The organism is Confluentibacter flavum (genome assembly GCF_002843175.1).
Lineage (GTDB): Bacteria > Bacteroidota > Bacteroidia > Flavobacteriales > Flavobacteriaceae > Confluentibacter > Confluentibacter flavum.
This window is the reverse complement of sequence record NZ_PJEO01000034.1, coordinates 41,728-64,279: the sequence shown is the minus strand read 5'-3', so window position 1 is coordinate 64,279 and position 22,552 is coordinate 41,728. Positions and strand designations below refer to the sequence as shown.

Sequence of the window (22,552 nt, the reverse complement as noted above, 5' to 3'; positions counted from 1 at the left end):
GAATGAGTCCTTTTGTGTTTTTAGCATGATATAAAGCTTTGTTAAGGGCCCTCACGCATCCGTTTAGTTCCAGGCTATCACTAAGGTCATAACCAACAATCTTTCTTGAATACATATCAGTTATTAACGCCAGGTAACAAAATCCTTTTACCGTTCTGATATAGGTTATGTCAGAGGCCCACACTTGGTTAGGTCTTGTAACCTCAATATCTTTAATGATGTTTTTATACTTATAGAACCTGTGCAAAGAGTTAGTTGTTCTAGAGCTATATTTCTTTCTAAGTGTTAGCATTTGATGTTTTCTAAGGACGTTAAACAAAGTATCCCTGCCGACTTTAAGGTTGGCTTTGGTAAACTCATCATCTAAGGATTTAACAAGTTTACGCACGCCTTCCCTTGGAAGGGACTTGCGTCTTTTCTTAACTATCCCAATAATCTGCTGTTCTAGTTTTAAACGCTTATCAGCTCTATTTTTATACTTATAGTAAGCATTGCGTTTATGTCCAAAAAATTGGTTATAGTAGTTAAAGAAGCAAATCCCTTACCTTTTTCTTTGGCTTTGATCAAGGCTTTATACTTAGCTTTTTTTTTAGTTCAGCCACAGATTTGTAGCCCAGGTCTTCTGCTGCGACTTCCAAGTATGAATCCAGTACCAATGCATCCAAATCCTTTTTTAGGAGTAGCTTTTTAAGCTGTCCGATCTCTTTTTGCAGTTCCTTGATTCGTGTTATCTCGTCTTTTGTTTCCACTTTTACCCTTGTGTTCATTAGGTTCTTACGGTTGTACTTCCTGATCCATTCGTTAATGGTGGTAGGCGCAATGCCATAAAGTTTGCCTAGTTGGTTTTTGTTAAGTTTTCCAGTTGTGATTTCGTCCAGAATTTTCAGTTTAAAAGGTTCCGAATACCGTCTGATTACTTTGTCATTTTTGTACATAATGTTTAAAATTATGTAGCCTTATTTCAGGACGGGTCACTTTTCAGTTCTTTAAATTTATAGAGAATTCACAGGCTCAAAGAATTGGCGCAAATGCAGAATGTGTTGTGAATTGCTTTCAGTTCTTTAAATTTATAGAGAATTCACAGGCATTGGATCATTACTTAATGTCAAGCCTATGTTGTGAATTGCTTTCAGTTCTTTAAATTTATAGAGAATTCACAGGATACGAACGTTTTTGTAGTTTCCATTGTTAGTTGTGAATTGCTTTCAGTTCTTTAAATTTATAGAGAATTCACAGGATGCATCCAATCAATCCAAACGTATCACCGGTTGTGAATTGCTTTCAGTTCTTTAAATTTATAGAGAATTCACAGGCATATTTATAGTTATTAATTGCCACCCTTTGTTGTGAATTGCTTTCAGTTCTTTAAATTTATAGAGAATTCACAGGTTGGCTACAATATTCGCAAATTCATTTACTGTTGTGAATTGCTTTCAGTTCTTTAAATTTATAGAGAATTCACAGGTTTACCTTTACTTTGATGAATATCTGTATCGTTGTGAATTGCTTTCAGTTCTTTAAATTTATAGAGAATTCACAGGATTTGGTTAATTTAACAATTCAAAATTGTAGTTGTGAATTGCTTTCAGTTCTTTAAATTTATAGAGAATTCACAGGAAACAAATGCCGCTGAGCCTATCAATACAAGTTGTGAATTGCTTTCAGTTCTTTAAATTTATAGAGAATTCACAGGCACCCTTCTCGAAACCGGCGTGGCTGGCCCGTTGTGAATTGCTTTCAGTTCTTTAAATTTATAGAGAATTCACAGGTTGGTAAATGAATCAACCATCCAGCTATTTGTTGTGAATTGCTTTCAGTTCTTTAAATTTATAGAGAATTCACAGGCATCCTATTGTCTATGTAATTGGGCTGTGGGTTGTGAATTGCTTTCAGTTCTTTAAATTTATAGAGAATTCACAGGAAAGTCCGACAGCTACCGAAGATATATCAAGTTGTGAATTGCTTTCAGTTCTTTAAATTTATAGAGAATTCACAGGAGTCGCAGCATCGATAGTCATATCATTATAGTTGTGAATTGCTTTCAGTTCTTTAAATTTATAGAGAATTCACAGGACAATGGTATTTATCTCTTTTTGTAAATCGTTGTGAATTGCTTTCAGTTCTTTAAATTTATAGAGAATTCACAGGCGTAATAAATCTTCGGTTAATGGAACTGGTGTTGTGAATTGCTTTCAGTTCTTTAAATTTATAGAGAATTCACAGGCTTAGGTTTTTTTGGCTGTTTAACTTTTGTGTTGTGAATTGCTTTCAGTTCTTTAAATTTATAGAGAATTCACAGGCTTATCTTATTTTACAATGTTACCGAGGCCGTTGTGAATTGCTTTCAGTTCTTTAAATTTATAGAGAATTCACAGGTAAGGTGTTTGTGTTTATTAACCACTCGAGTTGTGAATTGCTTTCAGTTCTTTAAATTTATAGAGAATTCACAGGAAATCCAACAGTTACATAGGCCGCCCATCTGTTGTGAATTGCTTTCAGTTCTTTAAATTTATAGAGAATTCACAGGCCCCCTTTTTTGTAATTGATAATGTCATAGTTGTGAATTGCTTTCAGTTCTTTAAATTTATAGAGAATTCACAGGCAGCTTCAATGTCATCTTCAGAAGCATCTTGTTGTGAATTGCTTTCAGTTCTTTAAATTTATAGAGAATTCACAGGTTTTTGGTAATGCTCCAATTCTTCCCAAGCGTTGTGAATTGCTTTCAGTTCTTTAAATTTATAGAGAATTCACAGGAAAACGGTGTTCTTTTTGAAATGGTAAAAGGTTGTGAATTGCTTTCAGTTCTTTAAATTTATAGAGAATTCACAGGATTCATGGCATCAAACAATAAATTAGCACGTTGTGAATTGCTTTCAGTTCTTTAAATTTATAGAGAATTCACAGGGCATCCGGAGTATTATTTATTGCTGCCTATGTTGTGAATTGCTTTCAGTTCTTTAAATTTATAGAGAATTCACAGGCACGTAGTTTTTAATTGTGTTTGCAGAATGTTGTGAATTGCTTTCAGTTCTTTAAATTTATAGAGAATTCACAGGTCAATAATTTCTTGATCTTTAGCCCGTATGTTGTGAATTGCTTTCAGTTCTTTAAATTTATAGAGAATTCACAGGGAGTACGCCTATATGGTGTGTGAAGTTTGTGTTGTGAATTGCTTTCAGTTCTTTAAATTTATAGAGAATTCACAGGCAAAAACCCAAACCAATACATTTACGTATTGTTGTGAATTGCTTTCAGTTCTTTAAATTTATAGAGAATTCACAGGATTAAACGTAAAAAAGCGTCGGAAAAAATAGTTGTGAATTGCTTTCAGTTCTTTAAATTTATAGAGAATTCACAGGTTTTGCCTCAATGTTTTAGCTTGTTTGGGCGTTGTGAATTGCTTTCAGTTCTTTAAATTTATAGAGAATTCACAGGAGTTTAGCCTTTTCTAAAGCTTCTTTATTCGTTGTGAATTGCTTTCAGTTCTTTAAATTTATAGAGAATTCACAGGCTGTTACAGAAAATTGACCATAACCTGCAAGTTGTGAATTGCTTTCAGTTCTTTAAATTTATAGAGAATTCACAGGTATTAAAAAAATAGGACTTTTGGATTTTGCGTTGTGAATTGCTTTCAGTTCTTTAAATTTATAGAGAATTCACAGGTAGTGTCCGCCGCGAATTGTTCAACTTGCGGTTGTGAATTGCTTTCAGTTCTTTAAATTTATAGAGAATTCACAGGGCATTACTTAAACTCCATAAATCCTGACCAGTTGTGAATTGCTTTCAGTTCTTTAAATTTATAGAGAATTCACAGGAATAGAGTTAAATTGTTTCATAATGTTAGTGTTGTGAATTGCTTTCAGTTCTTTAAATTTATAGAGAATTCACAGGGAACATATGTAGCTTCATTTACAAATTTTGGTTGTGAATTGCTTTCAGTTCTTTAAATTTATAGAGAATTCACAGGGTACACCCTAGTGTACCAATACGTTTACGCGTTGTGAATTGCTTTCAGTTCTTTAAATTTATAGAGAATTCACAGGCGGTACGCTTATCAGCATATATGGTATTGGGTTGTGAATTGCTTTCAGTTCTTTAAATTTATAGAGAATTCACAGGCCTTCGCTAACCATCACCACCGCCCGAAGCGTTGTGAATTGCTTTCAGTTCTTTAAATTTATAGAGAATTCACAGGAAACCAACCAAGTGAAAAAATATATCATTCGTTGTGAATTGCTTTCAGTTCTTTAAATTTATAGAGAATTCACAGGTCAATCCAAATTGATCCATTTAGATTGCTAGTTGTGAATTGCTTTCAGTTCTTTAAATTTATAGAGAATTCACAGGAAAGATAAACTTTCGATTATGGATAAAGGTGTTGTGAATTGCTTTCAGTTCTTTAAATTTATAGAGAATTCACAGGCGTTGACCCTAACGCAACCTAGTAATTTATGTTGTGAATTGCTTTCAGTTCTTTAAATTTATAGAGAATTCACAGGGCAAGGTTGCTAAAGAAAATAAAGAGCATAGTTGTGAATTGCTTTCAGTTCTTTAAATTTATAGAGAATTCACAGGTGAACAATAAAAAATCATCGGTCACTTTGTGTTGTGAATTGCTTTCAGTTCTTTAAATTTATAGAGAATTCACAGGTATTTCTACATTTTTATAAAGTTCTAAAGCGTTGTGAATTGCTTTCAGTTCTTTAAATTTATAGAGAATTCACAGGGCACGGCAATAATAATACTTTTATTGGTCCGTTGTGAATTGCTTTCAGTTCTTTAAATTTATAGAGAATTCACAGGATAATGGATCACTCTATCTTGTGGAGTCATGTTGTGAATTGCTTTCAGTTCTTTAAATTTATAGAGAATTCACAGGATACTTGCCGTAAAAGGCTGGTATCCTGTTTTTTAAAAATCTGTTAAAATACACTAAATCCATTAATTTTTAGATTTTCTACTTTACTTAACTTGATTTTTTAAATGCAATTGCTTTATGTCATGCTGAAATAAATTCAGCATGACGAAATTCTAAAAGAGTTCTAACTGCTGACTGGGCGTTTCAGGTTCTATCTCTTTTTGCCCATGAAAAAGTTCAATCATTCCAAATTGCTTATCGGTAATTTGTAAAATACCTATTTTCCCCTTTTTTGGCAACGCCCTCTTTGTACGCTTTACGTGTACCTCTGCATTTTCCCTACTGGCACAAAACCGCATATAAATACTAAACTGAAACATGGCAAAACCATCATCTAATAAGTTTTTACGAAACTTTGTGGCTACCTTTCTTTCGGTAGCGGTTTCTGTTGGCAAATCAAAAAATACCAGTACCCACATGCTTCTGTATTGGTTTAAACGTGAAAAACGGTTCGCTCCCATATTTTTCTTCCATTTATGGAAAAATTGGGTATAAAATTTTACGTTTACTTCCCTCAAAACAGTCATATAAACTGGCCGTTGTTCGGCTCATGGCGTTCATAAGCGGGCTCAGCTTTCCATCTAACACCACGTCCATTGCCGGAATGGTCAACAATACAGACTTAAGATTGGTGGTCATTTCTTCAACAGCACCCATGTTGTCTTCTACCATATCATACACTACCGCATCTACAAAAGGCCTGTAAGGCTCCATCACATCATCTGCCAAACAAAACGCATTGTACTTATTGTGGTGAAAAATACCCACAGAAGGTAACAGCCCACTGCTTACCAATGCCCTAGCTGCGATGGCACGCAAAATGGCATAGCCGTAATTTAGCAGGTTGTTAGGAGGCATACCTTTTTGATTACGGCTGAATTCCGGTACTTGTTTTTCAAATAAATGCTGAAAATAATACGCTGCTGCCAAAGCTTCTTCATTATTAAAATCGCCACTTTTAATATCTCTTGCATACCGTTTTAAACGCAAGGCATTTTTACCTCTTTGTAAAAAATGGGCGGCCTGGTTATCTATTTTGGCTATTACCGTTTGTTGCCACAATTGCTTTTTTAAAGGCACACTGGCATTTAGTTGATAGCGTATGCGCTCACTTTGTTCGCTATGCCCCACAAGTGGCTGTAATAACCCATTCGGCAAATGCTGTCTATCACAGGTAATCACAGCCGTTTTGTTTTGCACTAGCTTCATCAACAAGCCATTGGTAATGGTAATCTGCGGATCTTCTAACACCACATAACCCAAATCTTCAATAGCAATGGTTTTTTCCTCCTTATCTTCCTCTGGAAAATTAACTACCAACTGCTCATTTCGTGTACTTAAATAGGCAGGATTACCGAAAAATAGGGTACGTTTAATCATATTATCCTCTTTTTAATATTCTCCAACACTTACAATATCTCCAAGGTGGTTTATGCGGACTTTTACAATTCCATGTAAATGAGATAAACTTTTTATTATTTGATGAGAGACCCCTTTCAATGCAGAGGATTTATCTTTAGTTGTATCTAAATGATGTCTAAAAACATAATCTCTTACAGCATTATTACCATACATAACTTTCGAAATAGTTTGGACAATAAACAAATTTGGACTTATTAACTTTTTGTAATTAGGGTTATGTAAATCAACCTCTTTGGGATTGAAATCCATTGCTTCATTAGGAAACACAAAGCACTCATTCTGCTTCATTGAAAACTCAAGTTGCAGCCCTTGCCTTGGTAATGTCGCTAAAATCGATTGGTTATCAATTCCTAACTGAAAAACTTTATCCCACAATTTATTTGTATCCTTAGGAACAATTGGAAGCCCATAACTTTTACGTTTTACGGCATCTGAAAAGCTAACAACGTAATCAAGCAATTCACCATTTTCATCTCTATAAATTGCTATATGGTGGTTATTGCCTGTACTTACATAACCCACAGGAATTTTATGTCCGTCATCATCCAAAATAAAATTGCCTAAATGGTCCTTTTTATAGTGCAAGTGTTCAGCATTTTTCACGCCCGAAATAGTCACCCGTTTAATGGATATACCTTTTTCTTCATTAAGCCAGATTGGGTTTTTACCCAAATCGGAGAAGGCTTTTTTAGGGTCGTTACCAAAGTCTGATAAGCGTTTTTTCAAAACCCTTTTTACGCCATCGTCCAATACTTTTTCAATGGTTTTTAAATCTTTGAAATTTTCGGGTGTAATATCCTTTCGGATGGAAAAATCCTCTTCCAACCAAACCAACTTTACTTTTTCAGGTAAAACTTCAGTTTTGATTTTATCGAGATAAATCAGATTTTTTACCAACGCATTTTTACCTCCAAAAGCTTTTTTTGGGTCATTGTTGTTTTCTTCCAATCGTTGCAACAACAATTTTCTATAAAGTGGATTACTTACTTGCGCGATGGTTTCTTTATTAAATTTTGTTCCTACCTTTTCTTCTTTACTGTTGTAATAGTGATATTTCCCATAAACTGTTTCTTTATGCAATTGACCTCTTGGCGTGAGTTCAATTTTAACTTTTTCTCCTTTTTTCGATTTGGTTTTGTTCTTATTTTTAGTAACTACTTTATTTTTCGCTTTGTGAGAAACCAATACGTTTTCCAAGTGCTCTTTGGCTACTTGGCGGAAATTTGGCAATGGTTTTTTAAACAATCGTTTTTTACTGCCATTACCATTTTCCACCAATTCGGTTTCCTTTTTTTCAATGGCAATGATGTTTGCGTGTAGTTTATGATTTTCGTTCTTTCTAGCATTCAAATAGTTTAGGTATTGAATGTGGTTTCGCTTAGTAAAAGCAACCGCAAGCGCATCCATAGCGTGGTGGCGGTGGTCGTTTCGTTTAGTCCAATCAGTAATTACTTCTACTTGTTTGCCAAATTTACGCTCCTGTATTTCTGCAAGCCCCAACATCCTGTATTTAGGCAAATTGAGTTCTTTCATCACGTTGATTAAATCCCAATCTTCACGCAAACGGTCGGTAATACTTCCCGAAGTAGAAACCACCGAAGGTGTAATTTCAAACAACATACTTTTGGCTTTTTTTGCAATGTATTGGCTATCCCGCAAATCTCTTTCCGCAAAACCTTCACCTATTTCGCTTTCCCGTTTTTGCAATTTTTGGAATTTGGCTTTGCTGATGCCTTCTTCTTGTTTGTCTTTACCCCAATTTTTGTTCAGTGCAGTAATTCTGTTTAAGTATTCTTCAAGCTTTTCGCCTCCATATTCGCTTTGAATATAATCTATGGCAGTTCTATTGCCCTTTTTCAAATTTTCCTCTCTGTAACAAATTGTTTTATTGGAAAAACTGTCATCAAATGCTTTGGATTGTGGAATGATGTGCTCAATATCAATTTCTTTAGTAAACAATTTTTCTCTCGGGATATACGTATTCGTGTATAAATCTTTGTAACCGTTGTTTTTCAGTTCTTCGTACAGTTTGTAGCGAATGATGTCGTTTCGAGTTGGGTTGGCAACACCAAATTCGCTTTGCAAACGTTTTACGATTTTCTCGTGTCGCATTTTTGCCGCGTTGATATTGGTAGTCATTTCTGCTCGTTCTTTGGCATTTTTCTTCAACTCACGAGCCAACTCAATGCGGATTTCATCAAACTTGAAATTCGGGTCTTTTTTCTTTTCGTTATCAATCAGTGTATTCACAACATTAACCATTTGGTTGAGGATTTTCTCCACCACAGGATTGCGTAAACTGTTCTTTTTAAGCAATTCCAAATGTGGTTTTAATTCTCTCTTTTTGAGTTCTTCTTTGCTTAATGAATATTTGGAATGGCGATAACCCGCCTGTTCGCAAGCATCAGAATACTGGTGTTCTTTGATATAAGGATAAATTTTTCTCATTGCTTTGCTGGAAAGATTTCCGTAGTCATCTTGAAAATCAACATTTACCAAAATTTTAGCGTGTTCAGGCTTGAAACCAAATTTGGCACACAACTGCTTTTTCAGCCCGATGTTGTCATTTCCGTAGGTTAAAATATCGTCTTCACTGTACTTTTTGCTGTCATCTTCGGCAGAATACAACAAATGCCACAGTTGATAAGAAGCTTGTTTTTCAAAATCCTTTCCGTCCAAATCCGCATCAAAATCCAATATTTCGGTACTGATTTCTAAGGTATCGAAAATCTTGTTCACCATATTTTTGATTTTGGTAGCGGGAACATTCAAATCGTCTAACTCTAATTCATCTTTATTGGACTTTACTTTCAGCAAGTCTTTTACATCATAGCCTTCTATTTCCAAGATTTTCAGATAGGCTTCATACAAGGATTTGTTAGTGCGGTTGCCTTCAATGGTTTTATAGTTTAATTCCCAATCTTTGGATTCACAACCTAATAGTTCTATTATTTTGCTTGCCGATAAGTTACCTTTTAAATTCAATTCTTCAAACAAAATTTCTTTCGCTTCTAAATCGAGCGAAAGTTTTTCCTTAGTAGTTTTATTTCTGAACTCCAAGTTGCTTAAAATTTGCCAAATCTTAAACTCTTGAAACATAGATGAAGATTTTGAGGCAACACGTAACCCAACTGTTTTTTCCCTACCATTTTTTACAATTTCTCTGCTTTCAAACTCACAAAAACTGATGAGTCCTTTTTGTGATTTCAGTTTTCGTTGGTAGAAAATAACTATATCACGAATTTCTTCCTTCAATTCTTTTGTTAATTCTGAATGAAATTTGGCTTGAGTTTCCCAAATAATTTCAAACTCATCGAGATAATCTTGCCGGTAAAACACTTGATTCTTTAAACGTGTATGCTGATTTTTCTGTAGCTGCCTGTAAAGATGTTGTCCGACGGTTTCTTTATTGAAGTACAATTTTTTGCTTCTATCTGAAATTGCTCCGAGATAACCACTTGATTTATTTAAATCGTTGTTGATTTCAGTTAATACATAAGCGACTTCTTCCTTTGGCAGTTGCTTAGAAATAGCATCACTTCTCCACTTATAGGCTTGTAATTTCTTTTGCTGCCTTTTGTTGAATTTAATTGTTTTTTCAGTTTTTAGGCTATCTTCCAAATCTTTTATTTCGGCGATATTGAATTTGCACGTTATCCAAAACAAGGCAGAAGTTGCCCGCTGTCCTTTGCCTTGCAATTCTTTGTAAAATTCATCGGTAAAAATTTCAGAATAAAATTGCTTTTGAAAGTTCCAAACTTTATTAAACTCTGCCTGTAAATCTGAACGATAAAAATCAGGAAGTAATGTTTTTCCATTTTGTAAAATTTGAAACGATAATTGTCCGGGTGTAAGGTTTTCTTCATACAAAAGTTTGGCAATACCCATTCCATCAACTGCTTGTCCATCTTCCTCATTTTTTGTTTTTCGGCTGCTTTTGTAACCACGTTTTTTATTAATCGCCAAAAGCACACGAGCAAATTCGTGTTTTTCTATTTTTTCGTTCACGGCTTTTGCTCGCAAACGCCAAGTTTCAAAAGTTGTGTTTTTTCCGTTTTCTGTTAAAATACTATCATCAGAAATTAAACTAGCTTTTTTTAAAATCTCAATCAAGTCTTCTCTGCGCAGTTGGTAACGGTCAAGATTGCGTCTTGCTCCACGTTTTAACGTTCTATCAGCATTGGTGGTTAATGGTTTCCCTTTTTCAAAATTTGTCTGTTCATCTGTCGTTAATGGATTAACTCGAACACCAATCTTTTCAATAGATGAGAGTTCTTTTTCATTTTCACCCTCTTTAATATATGCAAAACCAATGCTGGTTGTTCCTAAGTCTAATCCTAAAATCCGTTTCATTTCCTTTATTTTATTTAACAATTAAAAGTCAAAAATTACAACCAATTGCCAAAACATATTTACGGAAAACCGTATTTCAACTTTAGGTTATTTTATTATATTTGTAGCACTGAAAGCAATTCACAATAAGGATTATTCCGTTGTGAAAACATTTGGGTTGCTCCTTGTCCATAATCAGGGGGCATTTTTTATGCCTAAAGGTTTCTCTAACTAAACAATAAAAGCCCTAAGTCAAAACGTCCAGGACATATCAACTTAGCGTATTATTAAATCTTTTTTTATAATGAAACTTCGTGAGCTTTATACAAGGCCCCCCATCAATTGACCGTATAAATCTACAAAAACATTCTTATTTTTTGATGAATTTTCCTCTTATTTATAATAAAATTGACTGTTTTTTTTCTATTGGAGCTATAAGAATCTATTCTTTAGCTCATGTATTTCTATAAAATTAAACTGTCAATTAAAAAGAGTGGCTCTGTTTAATTGTTAGCGAAATACCCCGGTGAAAAATTAATTGTTTGACAATTCCAAAAAGTTATATGCGCAAAGATTGAAAGCTAATATTATACCTTAGTTTAGGATAAAGCCACTTATTTTTTATTCTTCAATTAGCCCTATCCTTAACTCATCCAAAATCTCAACTGCATATTCCAGATTCCAGTCTTTGTTCCGAATCCATTGCTTGGCTATTTCCGAGTTTTCGACCTTAATAACATTATCGTTAATGGTTTTCAGTATTCTTTCATTGATGGCCGGGGAAACATCCAAAAACGCTCTTGCTTTTCTACCCAACACCCTCGCTGCTATTTTGAGTTGATCCAGTTCCCCTTCTTCTGGAAAGATGTCATTATGGAATTCAACTATTTCATCTAAATTAAGGCTGAAATAATGTTCTATAATTTTTAAAACATCTCCTAAATCACTATTACGTTCTTCTGGCCTATCACTCCAAGCAATTAGCTTTAATACAACCATCCCTGGTAAGGATGGTATTTGAACAATCTTTTCTTCAATTTGTACTGTTTCTGGTTCTTTTAATACTTCACTAAAACCTAAAAAATGTAAATCTGCATTACGTTTATTGAAATTTAGTGTAAACTTTTCCTCAATTTCACCAAAAGGCAATAAGTCTATAACGACGTTGAACTTTTCATTGTATAAAGTCCAAGGTGCTTCAACTTTATTGAATCCATAATTGCTGAGTTCTTTAACAATTGTTTCAAACTCTCGAATGGAAGAAATCATGATGGCAAAATCAATATCTTTGGTACCCCTGCTTGGTTTAATGCCATCTTTTAATAATTCCAATGCTATGGCACTTGCACCAATGAGATAATAAGGCACATTTAGTTTTAACATGACTTTATCAATAATATCAAAAACTTCCTTGAAGTAGGGAATTGCTAATTCTTTATATGTTTGGTTGGATGTACTCATTAAAAATCAGTTTTGCGGTTTCTTTGCATCTTTTATCGTTGGTAATCATTAAATCTGTATAAACCAATTGTTCAGGTGCTGTGTTTGTATTCATATTATTTGTCCAAAACATATCATACACCCATATATCGCCTTCATTGTCTGGTAATAGTCTATAATTCAACATTAATTCTTTATTAGTTTCCTTGGTGTAAATAGTAAATTTTTCTGGTCGTAGGTGATTGGTTATAATATCTCCCGCAGGTTCGCCACCCCACACCGTTTTTTCATAATTAAAATGAATATTTCTCCATTCTTGGTTATTATTCTGAAATCTAAAACGTTGCTTAAAAATGTTGGGTTTCAAGGTTTGCTCAAATTCTGTAATCCACTTGTTAAGGAATTCTTCATAATTATTAATTACATATTCATTTTTGTTCAACTTTAATATCAAGTTCGTTTCTAGTAAACCGTTTATGATTAAAGGAATATTGCCCAAAGCAACATTAGTAATTTCTGCAATATCCCGTTGGGTTTGATTTATTAATTGAGGGTCTAACAAGAATTGAAACAGAACTTTTAAACCTGTTTTAGTAAATGCCCTGTTTCCCTTATCTTTTTGAGGTTTATCCGTTTTATTTGTATCTATGTAGAGAAACAGTCCATCTTTATTGATATACACATTCCCATTGCCCTCTAAATAATTCACTTGGTTTTCCCTAAGTTCCTTTTTTACTTTTGGATATAGTTTTTCAGCCACCAAAAGAAAATTGTTAAATTTATTTTTATAATTAATAATGTTAAACAGTTGGTGATTTTTAACATCCCTTTTTACCTCTACAAGCAATACAGTTTGTTGATTATTAATTACAATATTTAATTCTCCATCAATACCAGTATCTTTATTATAATCCAACATTTTCCAATCCCATGTTAAGGGGATATCTTTCTCTAAATTATGAATCGCATTATTTAGAATATCGACTTCATTCATATTATTGATTCTTTATGTTCATTATTTTACACGTTCATTATTCGTGAACGATAAAAATTTATGAACAAATATACATACTTATTATAATAAAAGGTAATAAAAAATAAAAAAATACTACTTAGGAAAAGTCCAAACATTTAATAGTAAGTAAAGGAGTTTTCCCTCGATATAAAGTTACTTATTACATAGTACTTACTATGTAAAAAATTCTCTATATAACCGTGATTGTAAAACTAAGGGAAAAGCAAGAGGGTAACACGCTAAAGCGATGTTACGGTTTATTCCCCCTTAGTTTTAGGTAGTTTTGAGGGTTTAAATGGATTGAATGCCAATCATTTTTCACGGAAAAACATCCGAAAGCCAATAGAATCAATGTGTTTTTCCGTGAAAAAGTTGGCCCTTAATACTCTTTGCTGCCTTTTAGTAAAATTTGAAGTTCTAGAAGTGTTTATAAGGCTATTGAAATTTGGTTTTTACTAAAAAATGGGGATAGCCCAGTAAAACCAATGATTTTTTTACTAAAATATCAACTTTACGTCCTTTATTTTCCAAAAACACTTCATAGTATTAGCTCGATAGATGTTGGGGCTTTTAATCCGTAAAAATATCATAATACAAACATTTATTGGTAATCCCTAATTTTAACGCTTTTATGCCTAATGTTGGTTCCTTTCCAATAACAGTTTTTCAATGGCATCATAGCTTGCCAGTTGTGCATCTGGCAGTAAGCTGTCCACCAGGTCCAATACGGTCGCTATGGTCAGTTCCTTAGAGCAATTGCTCAGCCTTGGCGATGCAAAGTCATTCTCACTGTCCAATGCCAAGATGCATGTCCTCAACAGGCAGGATATAATATACCGCAGTTCGCCATTGTCCTCTACCTCAAAGGTGACTTCCTGCATGGTGGCATTGTCCTCCCGTTTGTAACGCTTGCGGGTTCTGGGGTTCAAGAGCTTAATGGCTTCCTCCAGTGTTTCCCTGTCCGTCCTGTTCGGTGTGTTGTTTGCTTCCATATGCGATTTTTAATGATTGATTTTTTTTTCTTTTCATGGGCTTTATGCCCCTATTGGGATTTTACATCTTGCCGACAATGGAGTTCCTTAAGGTGTTTTAATTGTTCCTTACCAAGTGTTACGGCTTCATCATAGAACCGTTCGCATAATTTGGCGACCTTATGGGCATCATTCTTTGAAAATTCATTGTTGTCCTTGAAACGTAAGATATCCTGTGCATTGCAGAGCATATAATATTGGCGTTGCAGACCGAAAGTCGTCCTTGGGAATATCCTGTTTGGCAATTGGGTGAAGTGGCTGCATAGGTGCAATAGGTAGTCCAGTGAATAATGGTGCGGCTTATATTCCCAAAATAGGTTCAAGAGTGCCAAGCACATCTGTTCCACGGCACAGTGCGCCACTGCCAGTTTGGAATTGGGTTCTTCATTATCCTCTATAGTGTTTATTACCGTTAGCAAATAGTCCGCCCTTTTCATACGGTTCATCCAGCCTTCCTTTATCGTTTTATATACAAGCCTGTGGAAACATATCTGGTATTGGCTGAACCTCAGAAGGGCATCATCCTCTTTGTACATGCAGGGGGTCTGTGAAATGGCACGGGTCAAAAAATTATCCCCAACATCTATCCTGTACATGATGTTGGCAAGGGTATGGAAAATGGCATATACCTTGCATCGCTGTTGCGTTTTGTTGTAGAGGTAAGCCATAAGATCCCCAAGGTTCTTACGTGGTGATTTATGTCCAATAATGAGCAAGGTATATGTTACCTGCCTTTTGGTGTTCTTATTTATGGGGGTCAAATATACGTCCTGTTTCCTTTTTTCGGGATATACACTAATGACATAGACTGAATGAAGTGTAAGTTCCTTTTGGATTAGTGAAATCAATTCTTTTTGAAATGGGAACTTTTTGGGTGCTTTTGTTTCCATGATATTTTGTTTTACATAAACTAAGCACAAAAGTCCAATGTACCGAACCAAAGCACATTGTATAATACAACTACAAATTTGTTTTTTACGGGTATGGTGATTTTTAGAAAAAATCTTATATTTGGTTTATGGAAACAGCAACAAAACCAAACCACATAGGCAGAAAGATTGGCCGTATCAGGGAACTAAGGGGAATGAAACAGGAAACCCTTGCAGAAAAACTTGGCATTAGCCAACAGGCAGTATCTAAAATTGAACAGTCAGAAAAGATTGAAGATGACAAACTGGAACAGATTGCAAATGTTTTAGGCGTAACTAAAGAAGGTATCGAGAATTTTTCGGATGAAGCTGTTTTTAATATTATTAATAATACTTACAACAATAATAGTAGTGATAATTCTACTTTGATTTCAAGTTCCGTAAATTACCAGCCGACTTTTAATACTGTGGAGAAAATCGTTGAACTTTATGAACGTCTAGTTAAGGCAGAAAAAGACAAAATCGAGTATTTGGAGAAACTACTCAAAAAATAATACCAGAAGAAATTAATTGCTAAATTATTTAAATCTCAAAAATTCCCTTTTTATATGTTTCTAGCTGCAATAGGAATGTATTAAAGGGAATTTGTTTAAGCATTAAAAACAGTCATTTTGGCTTGTTCCCTTGGATGCTTCGTTTTGTATCAAATCGTTGCCATAGGATGCTTATACCATCACTTACCTTTTTCATTTAATGTTTGTAGGTAAACATCAAATGAAACCCGATTCAATTTACGCCCTTATTTAATTAGAAATAAGAAAAACTATTTGGTAGTTAATAAAATACAGTTAAATTGCATAAGGAATTTTCTTCTTTTTTATAAGATGGTAAAGATGTTATAAACATAAAACTTCCGCATATCCATCCAATATGGCTGGCTAAGAGAATAAAAGTTCCGTATATAAATAAGTTGGCGTTCATTGTAAAAAGCAGCCGACGCACATTTGGCACATTTGCAAGCCCAAACCCACAGGCTGATTCTTCAGCTTGCAAAAGAGCCAAATTTTTGCCAACACACACATAGAATATTGAAAATATGGATGAAAATGAAAAAATAAGAATTTACAAAGACAGATTAAGAATATTCTTGATACTCTATGTCTTTAGTGAGCCTTATTCTGATTTAAATTTCCCCAATTTAAAAAGGATTTTCAAAAGTGAACAACGTATTCAGAAAATTGACTTTTTATTAAGAAATCCTGATTACTTATCATTTGAATTAATAAATATTGCAAAAGTTGACTTGCCAAAACAATTGGAGATTAAGAAAATTGTAAAAGATATTTTCGGAAATAAGGAGCCTGTTATCAGACGATTAGAAATGGAAAGATTCTTTTTTGGAGCATATGAGGATATCGATAATGTAATTGCTTTTTTGAAAAGTGTTGATTTTATTGATTTCTCAAGCAAAAAAAGTATTGACCTTAAGACAATTGAAAAAAAGTATTTCATTACACAATATGCAATAGACAAGTTTGAAAGCACTATAAAGTCATTATCTGCATTAAATTGGTATGTTGAGAGATGTGGTTTAATCAAAAATTACTTCGGAGATTTAACCGGAAGTCAATTAAGAATATCTCAATATCAAATTGAGGAATATAAAAACACATGTTATAGAGAGTATATAGGTGGAATCCAAGATAATGTTAATGCAGAATTCTTTAACCTTTATTCAGAGAAATTATGAATTTCGATTTTAAAAAATTTACAGATGAATTATACGAAGAGTATAAAGAGCAATTAGCTAAATCTGAAGTTGAAGAATTACTTAATCTAAATGATGAATACGGTAGAGACACTCCAATGTCAACGGGTAAAAGACTATTAATTGACAATGTAACTCTGCTTGGTGAAAAGGGTGTCTCAGAAAATCAAGATTATTCAGGTGCTAAAATTAATTTTTCTTTACCTTTTGAAACAGGACTCAATATTATTATTGCAGACAATCTAAAGGGAAAATCAAGTATTTTTAAAATTATAAAATACGCACTCACTGGAACAAATTCATTAAAGGATAATATTAAAAAGTGGATTAATCATGCTTTTGTAAACTTTAGTATAAATGAGAAAAAGTACACAGTATTTTTAGATTTGTCGAAATATAGAATTTATGCCGGATTATTCAATGGTTCTTTTAATTCATTAGATGAATTGGAAAATTGTTCTGATGAGGTCATTTTTGATGCAAATAGTGAAACATCCTATCAAGATTTAATAAATGACTTTTTCTTTCAGCAATTCACATATTATTCTTTGAAGTGGACACAGAAATCTTCCCAAAAAGACAAGGATGATTTAATTGAGGCTGGAGCTAGTTGGAAAACTTATTTTAAATCTATCCTACTTGAATCAAAAGATTCCACTAGCCTAATGTATGGAGACCAAGGGAAAAAAGTTTTTCAAATGCTTTTAGGTCTAAAATTGACTTATCCAATAAACAGATTGACAATAAAAAAGGATTTGCTTAATTATGAAAAAGCAAAAGAGCAATCTTTTACAGAAAGACAGAAAAAACAAAAACAACAAAACTTGGAGAAATTTCAGCAAAGACTCACAGATATAAATATTGAGTTGAATGAAATTCAAATAATAAGCAAGGAAAAGGTTAATCTAGCACCACTTTACATTGAATATAATTCGCTTCTTGGTTTAATTCAATCGGAGAATAGGAAATCAATAGAAATTGAAAAAGCAAAGCAATCAAAGAACAAAGAATTAAATTCAATTAAAACAAAACAACAAACAAATCAATCTGAGATTTTTCGACTAAAAAAAGAGTTAGAGAAAGCGAATAAGCAAAGTAATGACTTAAAAGAGTTTGTGGATATTGGTATTTTGTTTTCCAATTTGGATATTAAATATTGTCCTAGCTGTAATCATGATGTTACAGAAATACAAAAACAATCTAGATTGCATGAGCATAAATGCTCATTGTGCAGCGAATCAATTCTGGATAATGAAGATGGCGTTGATATTGAAGTATTTAAAGATAAAATTGAAAATTTAAAAATCACTATTGAAAATTTAGAGTCGGAAATATCTACGCTTTCAAAACAAAATGACATTTTTCAGGAAAGATTCAATTCTCTTTATTCGGATATTGTCAGTTCCGAAAAAATGCTTGATGGGATTCAAGATGTATCTTCTTTATCTAAGAAACTTCAAGAATTAGAAAATATAATAAATTCCGAAAAGAGTAAAGTAAATCCTTCCGATTCTAGAAAAGAAGAACTTGTATCAGAAAAAGCAGTGTTAAATTTTCAAATACAACAAATAACGTCTCAAGAAATAATTCAAGACTCAAATTATGAAACAAAAATCGACCTTCTAGATTCAGCGATTGGAAAACTATCAGAACGAAGATTTGAATTAGGAACAAAAGTTTTAGATAGACTTTCGGAATTAATGAAAAATGAGATTCATGATTTTGGGTTAACTTCAATTTCAGAAGTTTTGATTAAGGACAATTTCGAAATTTACTACAAACAGGACAATGAGTATCTGACTTTTGAAAATATAGCTGAGGGTGAGCAGTTAAGGGCTAAAATAGCATTTTATTTGAGCCTAATCCAACTTGATATCGAGTTTAATTTTGGCAGACATACACGCTTATTAATAATTGATAGTCCTGGGAAAGAGGAAGCAGATTCAAAGTATCTAGATGGTTTAGCCAGTGTTCTACAAAGCATAGAATCAAGATATGGAGATAAATTGCAAATATTAATCGGAACAGCTGAAAAAAAATTATCAGGCGTTTTAAAAAATCAAAAAGAATTTGCAGTCGATGAATATGTATTCTAATGAATAAAGATTTTGAAATACAAGCGTTTAAAACTCTGAGTCGTCCTGAGAAAATTAGTTTTCTTGAGAATGATTTTGTTGGTTCAATAATAAACCTTGAAGAAAAAACTATAAACTCTTCAATGCGTGAAATTATATTGGATGAAAAAGAAAACTCTTTTGTTAGAAAAATTGGGCTAGAATTGTTTACAGACTTGGTCGTATTAGGAAAACTAAAATCAAGACAAGGTTTAAGTTTGCTAATTGATGATTGGTTACCAAGTTCAGAGATTTTTATAGAGCTCCAACGTTTAAAGGATCTATACTTGTATTATGACGACTCAAATGAAGAAATTGAAATAATTTACAAACAGAAATTAGATGATTCAGAAGCAGAATTAGTTTCTGAAAGTTTATTAAATCTTGGACTTATTAATTTCCAAAAGGCATTAACCTCAGTGTCTGAGGAGGAATGTTCTAAAGCTTTAACAATTAGTAAATCCTATTTCATTAAATCCAATGAAGAATTAGAAAATCGAATTGACTCTAATTTTTATTTTAAGGTAGTTTCAATTCTTGGTGAAATAATCAATAATAGATGGGGTTCTGCAAAAGAGTACATACGTGAGCTTGGGAATATCCTTTTTCAAAGAGACGTATTTTCATTTAATTATAAGCTTGAAAATTTGCAGTTTAGCTTTTATAAAATGCTAACATCTTTGCAAAAACTATGTAATCAACAACCAAATAATTGGCTTGATTACAGGTCAGAACTTGACAATGTTTATCTATGTTATTCAGAAATAACTAATTCAACTTTAAAGCAAAGATTGAATGAAAAGTCAGTAGCAAGTAGTTTGGGCAACTTTGTAAGTGAGAAAATTTTCGAACCATATTTTACGATACATTTTAGTTCTGAGATAACAAAACTAAATGTAAGGTTAAGAGAGCTGCAACAGGGTACGGAGGAATATAATTTTCTCTCATATCTTAAATCAGTTATTGAGCATAGCAATAAAAAAAAAGTTGAATCAGATAGTCTTGGTAGGATGTTCAAAAATTTATTCCCAACTCATAACCCAGTAATTATTGAGCAATTAGTTAATGAAATAGATAAACCTTCTGATTGTTTAAAGGCTTTTGAAACACTTACTAATAAATCTAATAGTGAGCTAGTTGATTCACTAATTTTTGCAAGTGCAAAAATGCAAGGTGATAAAAAATACTGGGCAAACAATTCTGATGAGAATGAAAGGAACAAGTATTTAGCAAATTTGGTTGAAGCAAGGGGCTTCTCAATTAAGGACCAAACTCAATGGAGTACATCAAATGAAGGTAAAAAAAGTGGAGAAATTGACATATTTATAACAGAAAAAGATGGTAGTCCTAAATCAATTATTGAAGCCTTAATTCTTGACTCATTAAAAACGGATTATGTAATTCTTCATCTCGACAAACTATTTAGATATGACACAACTGGATTAGAAAACAATTATATAATAACATATTCTACTGCGAAGGACTTTGCTAAACTCTGGAATAAATACAAAGCCTTTATTTCAAAACACGTATATAATTATAAATTTATTGATTATGAAGAAATAAATGATTACAATTTTACTGACATTAAAATTGGAGTAGCAAAACATTTGAGAAATGGAAAGAAAATTAAATTGTATCATATAATGATAAATCTAAGTGAACGATAGTCCGGCGCTAAGTGACATGCGCATTAAGCAAACGCACAAATGACCGCACAACCAAATTTGCTTAAAGAGCATGTCCTCCAAACGCACAGATTGCAAGTAAAAATAAACAACGAAACGCCAACAAAGAACTGAGTTAAAAAACAAGCCATTTTAAGCTAATTTTGAATTTAGGCTACTAGCTTTCTTATATTTTTAATAAAAAAAAATTTAGTTTATAGCCTGACATTGTTCTTTTTTCGTTTGAAATCTTATTAGTAGATTTTGTATATCCTCGCTAATCTTGGTTTCCACTACCCTAGCATAAATTTGGGTAGTGGATAACTTTGAATGGCCCAAAAGCTTCGATACGGTTTCTAAAGGTACTCCATTGGATAACATGACGGTGGTTGCAAACGTATGTCTTGCAACATGAAAGGTCAGGTTTTTGTGGATGCCACAATCCTTGGCAATGTCCTTTAAATAAATATTAATTTTTTGGTTGGAAAAAATGGGCAAAGCCTTTTCACCATTATTGTGTTTGGAAAAGGTTTTGTATTTATTCAAAATTTCCAAAGCTTTAGGCAAAATAGGAATTTTAACGGTTTCATTTGTTTTTTCTCGTTTGGTAAAAATCCAATAATTGTTATCAATACCTCTAGTGATATGATTGTTTTTTAGCATTTTCACATCAACATAAGAAAGACCAGTATAACAAGAAAATAAAAAACAATCCTTGACTTTCTCTAATCCTTCTTTTCTAAAAATAGTGTTTTCAATGAGTTCCAATTCTCTTTCTGAAAGATACTGCCTATCAAACTTTTTAAATTTTAATTGAAACAATTGAAATGGATCCTTAACTATCCATTCCAATTTACAGGCAAGGGTTACCATTTTTTTTAAACGTTCTAAATGCTTCATGACACCATTATTTGTTAATGTTAATTCATTTTTTGAATTCTTGCTATTCCTTAAGAAAATTTCGAAATCACAAATGAACCTATGATTTAGTTGCTTTAAATAAATATCATTTGCCTTTAATTCGTCCGCTAAAAATTTATATAAATATTTTTCAGTTGTGTAATAATTCTTCATAGTGCCAAACTTCAAAACATCAATCATGTTTGTATTATGGTACTTGATAATATCCCTTAAAGTTTTATGGTTTTCATCTTCACCCAAGTATCTTGCCTTTATGCTATCCGCAGACACCATTTTACCTTCGGCAAATAATTGTTTTTGGCAATCTAATAGTTTGGTATAAACCTCATCTAGATAAGCGTTTAAAAATCTTATTTTTGATGTATTTCCCCTACATCTAGCCTTATTTACGTCCCAATCGTTCACCAGAACGCTTCGTTTTAAACTAATTTCTGAACGCTTTCCATTAACTGTTATACGTGCATAAATTGATAATTCATTAGATAAACCTTTAGGTTTTCTTGTGAAGAAAATGATTGCAAAGGTACTGTTTGTCTGCATTTTACGAGTTTTAAGTTAAACAATTTTAATTGTAAAACAAAAGTCAAATTGCTCTTAAAAGCTCTTTAAATTTACGACAATTCCGATTAGAAATGACTCACCGAATAGTACACCTTTTAGTTGATATTAATTGATTTCATTTGAAACCAAAAAAAATTAAAATACTGAAAATCATACAATTAACAGTATTTTAATTTTATAAAAATAGGGTTCGTCGGGATGACAGGATTTGAACCTGCGACCACACGGCCCCCAGCCGTGTACGCTACCGGACTGCGCCACATCCCGAAATTTATTTAAGTGTCAACTATACATTACATAGTCCATCATGGTTTTTGGAAGTCCAATCTTTAGTGAATGCCGTTTATCCTTAGCTTGGCCACATCCCATTTTAAAATTGGGTTCAAAGAAAACACATTTTATTAAAAGATTAAAAATTAATTACGATTAAAAAAAAGTATTTTTTTGAAAATAGGACTTTCTATAAGTTTATATTCTGAACATATACAACATAC

At 32.9% G+C, this 22,552-nt stretch carries 15 protein-coding genes, 1 tRNA gene and 1 CRISPR repeat array; of the genes, 4 read left to right on the top strand and 12 right to left on the bottom strand.

All coding sequences use genetic code 11. The features are described from left to right. The 9 genes from CSW08_RS10020 to CSW08_RS09980 form a co-directional block, all read right to left on the bottom strand. The coding region (locus tag CSW08_RS10020) for a DDE-type integrase/transposase/recombinase (RefSeq protein WP_157831465.1) at positions 1–388 on the bottom strand (388 nt) is incomplete at its 3' end. A gap of 175 nt (positions 389–563) precedes the next feature. Beyond that, a complete protein-coding gene (locus CSW08_RS10015) occupies positions 564–935 on the bottom strand; it encodes a transposase (RefSeq protein WP_106658087.1) in 372 nt (123 codons plus the stop codon). 104 nt (positions 936–1,039) lie between these two features. Further along, a CRISPR array of direct repeats spans positions 1,040–4,879; the repeat unit is 46 nt; unit sequence GTTGTGAATTGCTTTCAGTTCTTTAAATTTATAGAGAATTCACAGG. A 152-nt stretch (positions 4,880–5,031) separates the two neighbouring features. After that, positions 5,032–5,379 carry a CRISPR-associated endonuclease Cas2 gene (gene cas2, locus CSW08_RS10010; RefSeq protein WP_106659751.1) on the bottom strand — a complete coding sequence of 116 codons (348 nt, stop codon included), beginning with the start codon at positions 5,377–5,379 and terminating at the stop codon, positions 5,032–5,034. Between the two features lie 13 nt (positions 5,380–5,392). Then, positions 5,393–6,298 carry a type II CRISPR-associated endonuclease Cas1 gene (gene cas1 / locus CSW08_RS10005; protein WP_106659750.1) on the bottom strand — a complete coding sequence of 302 codons (906 nt, stop codon included), beginning with the start codon at positions 6,296–6,298 and terminating at the stop codon, positions 5,393–5,395. Between the two features lie 12 nt (positions 6,299–6,310). After that, positions 6,311–10,693: a type II CRISPR RNA-guided endonuclease Cas9 gene (gene cas9 / locus CSW08_RS10000; protein WP_106659749.1), complete on the bottom strand. Its 4,383-nt coding sequence runs from the start codon at positions 10,691–10,693 to the stop codon at positions 6,311–6,313. Positions 10,694–11,293: 600 nt separating this feature from the next. Then, positions 11,294–12,133, bottom strand: coding sequence for a nucleotidyl transferase AbiEii/AbiGii toxin family protein (locus CSW08_RS09995; RefSeq protein WP_106659748.1), 840 nt, complete (start codon positions 12,131–12,133; stop codon positions 11,294–11,296). Beyond that, positions 12,108–13,106: a type IV toxin-antitoxin system AbiEi family antitoxin gene (locus tag CSW08_RS09990; protein WP_106659747.1), complete on the bottom strand. Its 999-nt coding sequence runs from the start codon at positions 13,104–13,106 to the stop codon at positions 12,108–12,110. Before CSW08_RS09990 ends, CSW08_RS09995 begins: the two co-directional genes overlap by 26 nt. A gap of 656 nt (positions 13,107–13,762) precedes the next feature. Continuing rightward, a complete protein-coding gene (locus tag CSW08_RS18270; protein ID WP_106659746.1) occupies positions 13,763–14,119 on the bottom strand; it encodes a hypothetical protein in 357 nt (118 codons plus the stop codon). Positions 14,120–14,169: 50 nt separating this feature from the next. Continuing rightward, positions 14,170–15,099, bottom strand: a complete 930-nt coding sequence (locus CSW08_RS09980) for a hypothetical protein (RefSeq protein ID WP_157831464.1) — start codon at positions 15,097–15,099, stop codon at positions 14,170–14,172. A gap of 77 nt (positions 15,100–15,176) precedes the next feature. On the opposite strand from CSW08_RS09980, the gene CSW08_RS09975 reads away from it, so the two are divergent. Further along, complete coding sequence (locus tag CSW08_RS09975) at positions 15,177–15,581, top strand: helix-turn-helix domain-containing protein (RefSeq protein ID WP_106659744.1); 405 nt, start codon at positions 15,177–15,179, stop codon at positions 15,579–15,581. 280 nt (positions 15,582–15,861) lie between these two features. Here CSW08_RS09975 and CSW08_RS09970 read toward each other — a convergent pair whose 3' ends face one another. Further along, positions 15,862–16,080, bottom strand: a complete 219-nt coding sequence (locus tag CSW08_RS09970) for a hypothetical protein (protein ID WP_157831463.1) — start codon at positions 16,078–16,080, stop codon at positions 15,862–15,864. A gap of 43 nt (positions 16,081–16,123) precedes the next feature. Between CSW08_RS09970 and CSW08_RS09965 the strand changes: the two genes are divergently transcribed. From CSW08_RS09965 to CSW08_RS09955, 3 genes are read left to right on the top strand one after another with little or no spacing between them, the layout of a single operon-like run. Then, positions 16,124–16,777: a hypothetical protein gene (locus tag CSW08_RS09965; RefSeq protein WP_106659742.1), complete on the top strand. Its 654-nt coding sequence runs from the start codon at positions 16,124–16,126 to the stop codon at positions 16,775–16,777. Then, on the top strand, positions 16,774–18,891 hold the full coding sequence (locus CSW08_RS09960; RefSeq protein ID WP_106659741.1) for an AAA family ATPase: 2,118 nt from the start codon (positions 16,774–16,776) through the stop codon (positions 18,889–18,891). Before CSW08_RS09965 ends, CSW08_RS09960 begins: the two co-directional genes overlap by 4 nt. Continuing rightward, entirely contained in the window at positions 18,891–20,579 is a 1,689-nt protein-coding gene (locus CSW08_RS09955; RefSeq protein WP_106659740.1) for a hypothetical protein, read from the top strand. Before CSW08_RS09960 ends, CSW08_RS09955 begins: the two co-directional genes overlap by 1 nt. A 207-nt stretch (positions 20,580–20,786) precedes the next feature. Here the strand turns inward: CSW08_RS09955 and CSW08_RS09950 are convergent, their stop codons facing one another. Both CSW08_RS09950 and CSW08_RS09945 read right to left on the bottom strand, forming a co-directional pair. Continuing rightward, positions 20,787–22,037 (bottom strand): site-specific integrase, encoded by a 1,251-nt coding sequence (locus tag CSW08_RS09950; protein ID WP_106659739.1) that lies wholly within the window; start codon positions 22,035–22,037, stop codon positions 20,787–20,789. Positions 22,038–22,251: 214 nt separating this feature from the next. Then, positions 22,252–22,325: transfer RNA gene (locus CSW08_RS09945), tRNA-Pro, on the bottom strand. Between the last annotated feature and the right edge of the window lie 227 nt (positions 22,326–22,552).